Source organism: Umezawaea sp. NPDC059074 (assembly GCF_042738955.1).
Classification (GTDB): Bacteria; Actinomycetota; Actinomycetes; order Mycobacteriales; family Pseudonocardiaceae; genus Umezawaea.
The window spans coordinates 1-6,621 of record NZ_JBHYHC010000249.1 but is presented as its reverse complement, the minus strand read 5'-3'; the positions used below and the strand labels follow the sequence as shown (position 1 = coordinate 6,621).

Below are 6,621 nucleotides of genomic sequence, written 5' to 3'. Positions count from 1 at the left end.
CCCCCACCCTCTTTCGTCTTGTCAAGGCGTCTTTCCAGCCTTGACAAGACGAAAGAGGGTGGGATAATTGGCGCAACCGGGGGTTCAGCCCCTAACCCCAAAGATCCCGGTAAACGTCAACCGGTAAACCACAGACGACCCACGAACAGCCACCCCGACAATCTCCACCAACCCCAACGACGGCCGACTACGGGACACCCGAGCCCCCACCACCGTCAACTCGCACCGCAACACATCCCCCGCGAACACCGGCGCCAACCACGACAACTCCCGCCCCCCAGGCGACCCTTGAGAAGTCGAATCCGCCAGCACGTGATCCACGTACTGCCGCATCCACAACGCCGCCGTGAACCACCCAGATGCCGCCAACCCTCCCAAAACCGACGCTTTCCCAGCCTCCTCGTCCAGATGAAACGGCTGCGGGTCGAACTGCTCGGCGAAGGAAAGCATCGACTCGCGGTCGACGGTGACCTCGCCGAGCGGGATGATCCGTCCTGGCGTCAGGTCTTCGAAGGCGATGGTGGTCATGGGCAGATACAACCACTGGGAACCGGCTGCCACGCCTGGGCGTCCAACGCGCGTGAACCGGAGGTGGCCGTGACGTCAGATCACCGGGCCCAGGTCGAGGAGCTGCTGGCCGACTACCGGCGCAGCCGTGACCAGTTGGCGTCCGTGCAGCGCGATCTCGCGGGCATCTCCGCGACGGTGACCAGTCCGGACGGTCTGGTGACCGCGACCGTCAACCGCAGTGGCGCGTTGACCGGGCTCCAGTTCGCCGACAACGCCTACCGCGCTTACCGCCCGGCCCAGTTGGCCGAGGTCGTCCTCCGCACCACCGAGGCGGCCGCCGCGAAGGCGGCCGAGGACACCTACCGCACGCTGGCGCCGGTGCTGCCCGCGGACACCGATCCGGCGGCCTTGGTGCACGGCACCGCGGACCTCACGCCGGACGAGATCGCTCCGCCGCCCCGGCGTCCGCCGCCGGAGGACGACGACTTCGCGTTGCGGGACAGCTGGATGGACGACCTGGGGAGGACGCGATGACGGGTTTCGACGCCGAGCTGACCAAGCTGAACGACGGCGCGGGGGAGTTCACCGGCTATTCCGAGCGCGCGGGCAAGATCGTCGCGGACCTCTCGGGGGTCCTCGACTCGGTCGGGCTCTGCTGGGGGTCCGACGAGATCGGCCAGAGCTTCGCCCGCGGCCACGTGGCGAAGGCCGACGAGTCGCTCACCAAGCTGGACGGGCTCCCGGCCCGGTTCGGCGGCGTCGGCGAGCGGTTCGCCGCGACCGCGAAGACGTACGGCCAGGTCGACGACGGCGCCGCGGGTTCGCTGCGCGACGTCCACAGCTGAGGGGCGCGACATGGGCATCCAACTTCCTCCGGAACTCGTCGAGGTCGCCGCGAAGGCGGGCGTGAAGTGGCCGGAGGCCGACGAGGACAAGATGCGCACGGCCGCCGCCGCGTGGCGCGACGCGGGCAACCGGATCACCGGCCTCGCGGGCGACTCCGACGGCTCGGCCACCAAGGCCTTGTCGGGCATCACCGGCGACACCGGTGACGCGGCCCGCAGGCACTGGAACGGTGTCGTGGCCCCGGAAGGCGAGCTGAACACCTCCGCCAAGGGCTGCCACGCCGCCGCCGACCGGCTGGAGCACGGGGCCGACCAGATCGGCGCGGCCAAGGTCGAACTGGTCCGCGAACTGGTCAACCTGGCCAAGAACACCGACGCAGCCAACTCAGCCGCCGCAGCCGGCCACCCGACAGCGCTGCTCGGCCTGGACACCGCGCTCGCGGGCACCACCGCGAACGTCACCAACCTGACGTCCACCCTCGCCTCCTCAGTCCGACTGGACAGCGGCGTCGACGTGGGCACGACCGCACCACCGGTCAACGCGAACCCCGGCTCCCATCACGGCGGCGGGTTGCTCGACACCGTTGGTGCCGTCACCGCACCCGTGACCGCCGCCGTGGTTCCCGCCGTGACAGGAGCGGTGCCCGCCGTGGTTCCCGCTGTGACGGGAGCGGTGCCCGCCGTGACCGGAGCACTGCCCGTCGCACCCTTGGTCGACACCGTGACCCAGGGCGTCGTGCCCGCCGTCACCGCCCCGGTAGCCCACGCCGCCCCGGTCCTCGCACCGGCAGTCGAGGCCGTGCCCACCGCCATCCAGACGGTCACCGCGCCCCTCGCCACCGGAGAACTCCCACCCGCCGTACAGGTGCAGCCGCCGGTCGTGGCAACGCCACCGCTGACCGTCCCCCCGATCACGCTGCCGCAGGTAGACGTCCCACCGGTCCAACACGCGGTAGAACTGCCCCCGGTCGCTCAACCACTGGTCAGCACCACGGACGGCACGGTCGCCCAATCCGCGGCCACCCTGCTGCCCCCGCCGATCGCCCCCGCGGAGTCCTTCACGCAGTCACCGGTCCAGCAGACCCCGACCGCTCCCGCACCGACCACCCAAGCCCCGACGCAGGCCCCGACCTTCGGCCCGTCGGCTCCGGCAGCCCCAACCGCCCCCGCAACCCCAGCCGCTCCGGCGGCAGGCGGCGCGGTCGTGGGCGCGGTGCAACGCACGGACCAGTCCCCGCTCCAACGCCTTGGCGACCAGAGCGGCACCACCGCCAGGGGAACTGACCAGCCAGGCCAACGCGGCACGGACCAACCCGGCCAGCGCAGCACCGACCAGTCCGCCACCCAACAGCGCACCGAGCAGAAGTCGACACCCCAGTCGTCGCAACAGCCCGCGACGTCCTCACCCTCCTCCACCCCCACGGGCAAGGACGCCAAGAAGCCGGACGACACCCCGGCCTCCGACCTGTTCGGCTTCTTCTACTTCCGAGCGTTCCCCCGAGGCTCGAACCCACCCCCCAGCACCCGCCCGGTCCAGCAGGTAGCTCCGTCGGCCACCGAGGCGGACCCCGGCACCGGCCTCCGCTTCCCACCCCAGGACCACCCGCACGCCGACCTGGTCGCCCCCACGGCCTCACACCCGTCCCCACCCAGCCACGGCCTAGGCCCAGATCACCCGATCGTGCGAAACCTGTCCGACGGCTACGACCCCCAAGCGGGCTTGCACGAGCGCGAGTGGGACGCCCGCTTCCTCCGCGACGCGGGAATCGTCTGGCCCCCCTCGGGCACGTTCCCCGAGGGCGGCTACGAGTCCGGCAGGCCCGACGTGCTCCCGGCGGGCGTCGAACTAGACCGGTTCGGCACCCCCGAGGGCCGGGTGCTGTCCGAGCGCGGCACCCCGTTCGCCGCCCGCTCCCTCCCGCCGTCCGACCTGGCCGCCGGCTACCACCGGTACGTCGTCAGCCGCCCGATCCCGGTGTGGCGGACCATCTCCGTCGGCTGGTTCGGCCAGCCCGGCGGCGCGACCCGCTACCGCACCACCTACCCCGTCGCCGACCTCGTCGCGCTGGGCTACCTGATGGAGCTGTCATGAACACCGAGTCGCTCGCGGGCTGGCTGCGTTCCGTCGGCGTGCCGGACGAGGTCGTGTCGCTGGGCGAAGAGGCCGACGACCGCTGGTGCCTGGTCCGCGAGGGCGACGGGTGGGAGGTGTTCTGGCGCGAGCAGGGCAACCGGTACGACTGGGCCCGGTTCACCAGCGAGGACGTGGCCTGCCACTACCTGTTCGGCAGGCTCGCGTGGGCCCAGGTCGCCCGTGGCGCCGTGGGAGTGCTCAGCCCGCAAGCACCCTGAGCACGTCGTCGTGCAGGAGGCCGTTCGTGGAGAGCGCGCTGCCCTGGTCGTAGCGCTCGACGCCCTTGAGGTCGCTGAACCGTCCGCCCGCCTCGGTGACGAGGACCTGGGCGGCGGCGACGTCCCAGGGGTTCACGATGGCCTCGGCGGCGACGTCCATCGCGCCCTCGGCGACCAGGCAGTGCGACCAGAAGTCGCCGAACGCCCGGTTCTCCCAGGTCGCGTCCATGAGCGCCAGGTAGGCGGCCTGCGAGTGGTACTTCTCCCACGAGCCGAAGTGCGTCGTGGTCAGGTACGCGTCCTCCAGCGCCGCCACGCGCGACACGGACAGGCGGCGCGTGCCGAACGGGTCGGACGAGTACGCGCCCGTCCCTGACGCCGCCCACCAGCGGCGACCCAGCGCGGGCGCGCTGATCATGCCCACGACGGGCGTGCCGTCCACCACCAGCGCGATCAGCGTCGCCCACGCCGGAACGCCTCGCAGGAAGTTCTTCGTGCCGTCGATCGGGTCGAGCACCCACGTGCGCCCGGACCCCACCTCACCACCGCGTTCCTCGCCCGCGACCGCGTCGTCCGGCCGGTGCTCGGCCAGCAGCGCGCGCACGGCGTCCTCGACGGCCGTGTCGGCGTCGGTGACCGGTGTGCGGTCGGGTTTCCGGTCCACGACGAGGTCCAGCGCGCGGAATCGGGACGTCGTGATCAGGTCGGACGCGTCCGCCAGCAGGCGGGCAAGATCGAGATCACTCTCGTAGCTCTCCACACGGCGCATCGTGCCAGGCCTAGGGTGTGAATCGTGAGCGTGGTCTTGTTGGCCGAGGATGACCCGGCAATCGCCGATCCACTGTCGCGTGCCCTCCAGCGCGAGGGGTACGCCGTGCACGTCGTGAGCGACGGCCCCAGCGCGTTGGAGGTCGCCGTGGCGGGCGGCATCGACCTGCTGGTGCTCGACCTGGGGTTGCCGGGGATGGACGGCCTGGAGGTGTGCCGAAGACTCCGCTCCGGCGGCCGAGGCGTGCCCGTCCTGATGCTGACGGCCAGGTCCGACGAGGTCGACTTCGTCGTGGGCTTGGACGCCGGCGCGGACGACTACGTCGCCAAGCCGTTCCGCCTGGCCGAGCTGATGGCCCGCATCCGCGCCCTGCTGCGCCGCCGCGCCCCGGGCACGTTGGAGGTCAACGGCGTCCGAATGGACCTCGCCGCCCGCCGCGTGACCGTGGACGGCCGGGAGGTGCAGCTGGCGAACAAGGAGTTCGAGCTGCTCCGCGTCCTGATGCAGCGCTCCGGCCAGGTCGTGAACCGCGACGAGATCCTGTCCGAGGTCTGGAACGACCCCGAACTCAAGGGCAGCAAGACCCTCGACATGCACATGTCGTGGCTGCGCAGGAAGCTCGGCGACGGCACGATGAAGTCGGTCGAGAAGCGCATCGCGACGGTGCGCGGCGTCGGCTTCCGCTTCAACGCCGACTAATGCGCACCCGGATCATGCGGGCGATCATGCTCGCGGTAGCGGTCACCGGCTTCGTCCTGGGCATCCCACTCGGCTGGACAGCGCTCCAACTGGTCGACGACGGCGCCCACTCCGACCTGGCGGCGAGCGCCAGACGCATCGCCGCGGCCTTGGACGACCAGATCGCCGACGGCGCGACGATCTCCCTCGACACCGTCCAGGTGGCCATCCCGCAGGGAGCCCACCTGGAGGTCCGTTCCAGCGGCACCACCCAGGAATCCGGCCCGACCCTGGGCGCGGACGTCCTCTCGGAGGAGGTCCCGATCGCCCAGGGCGGCATCGTCCGCCTGGAAATGCCCTCCGGCCCCATGCGCACCCAACAGGCACAGGTAGCCGTGTCGGTCGTGCTCCTGCTGGTCCTGTCGGTAGCCACAGGAACGGTCGTAGCCACCGTCACCGCCCGCAAACTTTCCCAACCACTGGGCCACGTAGCCGCCCGCGCCGCCCGCCTCGGCGCAGGCGACTTCCGCAACGACGACCGCCGCCACGGCGTAGCCGAACTGGACCTGGTCTCGGAAGCCCTGGACACCTCCGCCGGCGCACTGGCCCTGCTCGTGCAGCGAGAACGCGAACTGGTCGGCGACGTGTCACACCAGCTGAGAAGCCGCCTGACCGCGTTGCAACTCCGCTTGGAGGCCTTGGCCGACCACGAGGAACCAGAAACAGCCGCCGAAGCCGGCGCGGCGCTGGAACAGGCCGAACGCTTGGCCGAGGTCCTCGACGAACTGCTAGCGGCGGCCAGGGCAGCCCGCTCGGTAGACGCCGAGCCACTCGACCTGCGAGCCGAGTTGAGCGCCATCGCGGAGGAGTGGCGCGAGCCGCTGCGCGGCGAGGGCAGGGCGCTGAAGGTACGGGTCCCCGAAGGAATGCTGGCCCGCGCCACCCCTGGGCGGCTGCGGGAGGCCATCGGGGTGTTGCTGGACAACGCTTTGCGGCACGGGGAGGGACAGGTGGTGCTGTCCGCCCGGAGCGACGAGGCGGCCATCGTGGTCGAGGTCAGCGATGGGGGTGCCGGGGTGCCGGACGAGCTGGCCGGACACATCTTCGAGCGCGGGGTTTCGGGCGGGGGGTCGACCGGGGTGGGGCTGTCGTTGGCTCGTGCTTTGGTGGACGCGGATGGGGGCCGGCTGGAGTTGTCCACGGCTCGGCCTGCGACGTTTTCGGTGTTCTTGCCTGTGCCTAAGGCTCAGGACGTGGTCGGGGTTCCCTGGCGGACGGATTCGACGCCTCGGTAGTGGGTCTCCCGCTGCCTTCGGCTTCCGGCTCGCTCACTTGGCGGCTCCGGCTTCCAGCCTGGCTGGTTTGGTGGCCTCGGCTTCCAGCCTGGCCGGTCGGCGGCTTCGATTTCCAGCCCGCTGTGTCCGATTTGATTTGGGGCCCCTAGATTTGCCCCTTGATCGGGCCAAA

Annotated in this window: 8 protein-coding genes; 6 read left to right on the top strand and 2 right to left on the bottom strand. The window is 71.0% G+C overall.

The annotated features are described in order from the left end of the window. Positions 1–84: 84 nt before the first annotated feature. Positions 85–528 carry a MaoC family dehydratase gene (locus ACFWW9_RS45420; protein WP_390389759.1) on the bottom strand — a complete coding sequence of 148 codons (444 nt, stop codon included), beginning with the start codon at positions 526–528 and terminating at the stop codon, positions 85–87. A gap of 69 nt (positions 529–597) precedes the next feature. Between ACFWW9_RS45420 and ACFWW9_RS45415 the strand changes: the two genes are divergently transcribed. From ACFWW9_RS45415 to ACFWW9_RS45400, 4 genes are read left to right on the top strand one after another with little or no spacing between them, the layout of a single operon-like run. Then, a complete protein-coding gene (locus tag ACFWW9_RS45415; protein WP_390389757.1) occupies positions 598–1,044 on the top strand; it encodes a YbaB/EbfC family nucleoid-associated protein in 447 nt (148 codons plus the stop codon). After that, positions 1,041–1,355, top strand: coding sequence for a hypothetical protein (locus ACFWW9_RS45410; protein WP_390389756.1), 315 nt, complete (start codon positions 1,041–1,043; stop codon positions 1,353–1,355). The genes ACFWW9_RS45415 and ACFWW9_RS45410 overlap by 4 nt, the downstream gene beginning before the upstream one ends. Positions 1,356–1,365: 10 nt before the next feature. Then, a complete protein-coding gene (locus ACFWW9_RS45405) occupies positions 1,366–3,447 on the top strand; it encodes a glycohydrolase toxin TNT-related protein (RefSeq protein ID WP_390389754.1) in 2,082 nt (693 codons plus the stop codon). Further along, positions 3,444–3,707: a hypothetical protein gene (locus tag ACFWW9_RS45400; RefSeq protein ID WP_390389753.1), complete on the top strand. Its 264-nt coding sequence runs from the start codon at positions 3,444–3,446 to the stop codon at positions 3,705–3,707. Before ACFWW9_RS45405 ends, ACFWW9_RS45400 begins: the two co-directional genes overlap by 4 nt. On the opposite strand, the gene hisN is transcribed toward ACFWW9_RS45400, so the two are convergent. Further along, positions 3,688–4,476, bottom strand: a complete 789-nt coding sequence (gene hisN, locus ACFWW9_RS45395; protein ID WP_390389751.1) for a histidinol-phosphatase — start codon at positions 4,474–4,476, stop codon at positions 3,688–3,690. The two genes, ACFWW9_RS45400 and hisN, sit on opposite strands and share 20 nt — an antisense overlap. 24 nt (positions 4,477–4,500) lie before the next feature. Here hisN and ACFWW9_RS45390 point away from each other — a divergent pair, with 24 nt between their 5' ends. Beyond that, positions 4,501–5,175, top strand: coding sequence for a response regulator transcription factor (locus ACFWW9_RS45390; protein ID WP_390389750.1), 675 nt, complete (start codon positions 4,501–4,503; stop codon positions 5,173–5,175). Then, positions 5,175–6,449 carry an ATP-binding protein gene (locus tag ACFWW9_RS45385; RefSeq protein WP_390389749.1) on the top strand — a complete coding sequence of 425 codons (1,275 nt, stop codon included), beginning with the start codon at positions 5,175–5,177 and terminating at the stop codon, positions 6,447–6,449. Before ACFWW9_RS45390 ends, ACFWW9_RS45385 begins: the two co-directional genes overlap by 1 nt. The last annotated feature ends 172 nt before the right edge of the window (positions 6,450–6,621 follow it).

What these genes read in the sequence shown, in the direction of transcription:
- ACFWW9_RS45420 (WP_390389759.1), bottom strand. Translation starts at nt 528, where the DNA reads ATGACCACCATCGCCTTCGAAGACCTGACGCCAGGACGGATCATCCCG.
- ACFWW9_RS45410 (WP_390389756.1), top strand. Translation starts at nt 1,041, where the DNA reads ATGACGGGTTTCGACGCCGAGCTGACCAAGCTGAACGACGGCGCGGGG.
- ACFWW9_RS45405 (WP_390389754.1), top strand. Translation starts at nt 1,366, where the DNA reads ATGGGCATCCAACTTCCTCCGGAACTCGTCGAGGTCGCCGCGAAGGCG.
- ACFWW9_RS45400 (WP_390389753.1), top strand. Translation starts at nt 3,444, where the DNA reads ATGAACACCGAGTCGCTCGCGGGCTGGCTGCGTTCCGTCGGCGTGCCG.
- hisN (WP_390389751.1), bottom strand. Translation starts at nt 4,476, where the DNA reads ATGCGCCGTGTGGAGAGCTACGAGAGTGATCTCGATCTTGCCCGCCTG.
- ACFWW9_RS45385 (WP_390389749.1), top strand. Translation starts at nt 5,175, where the DNA reads ATGCGCACCCGGATCATGCGGGCGATCATGCTCGCGGTAGCGGTCACC.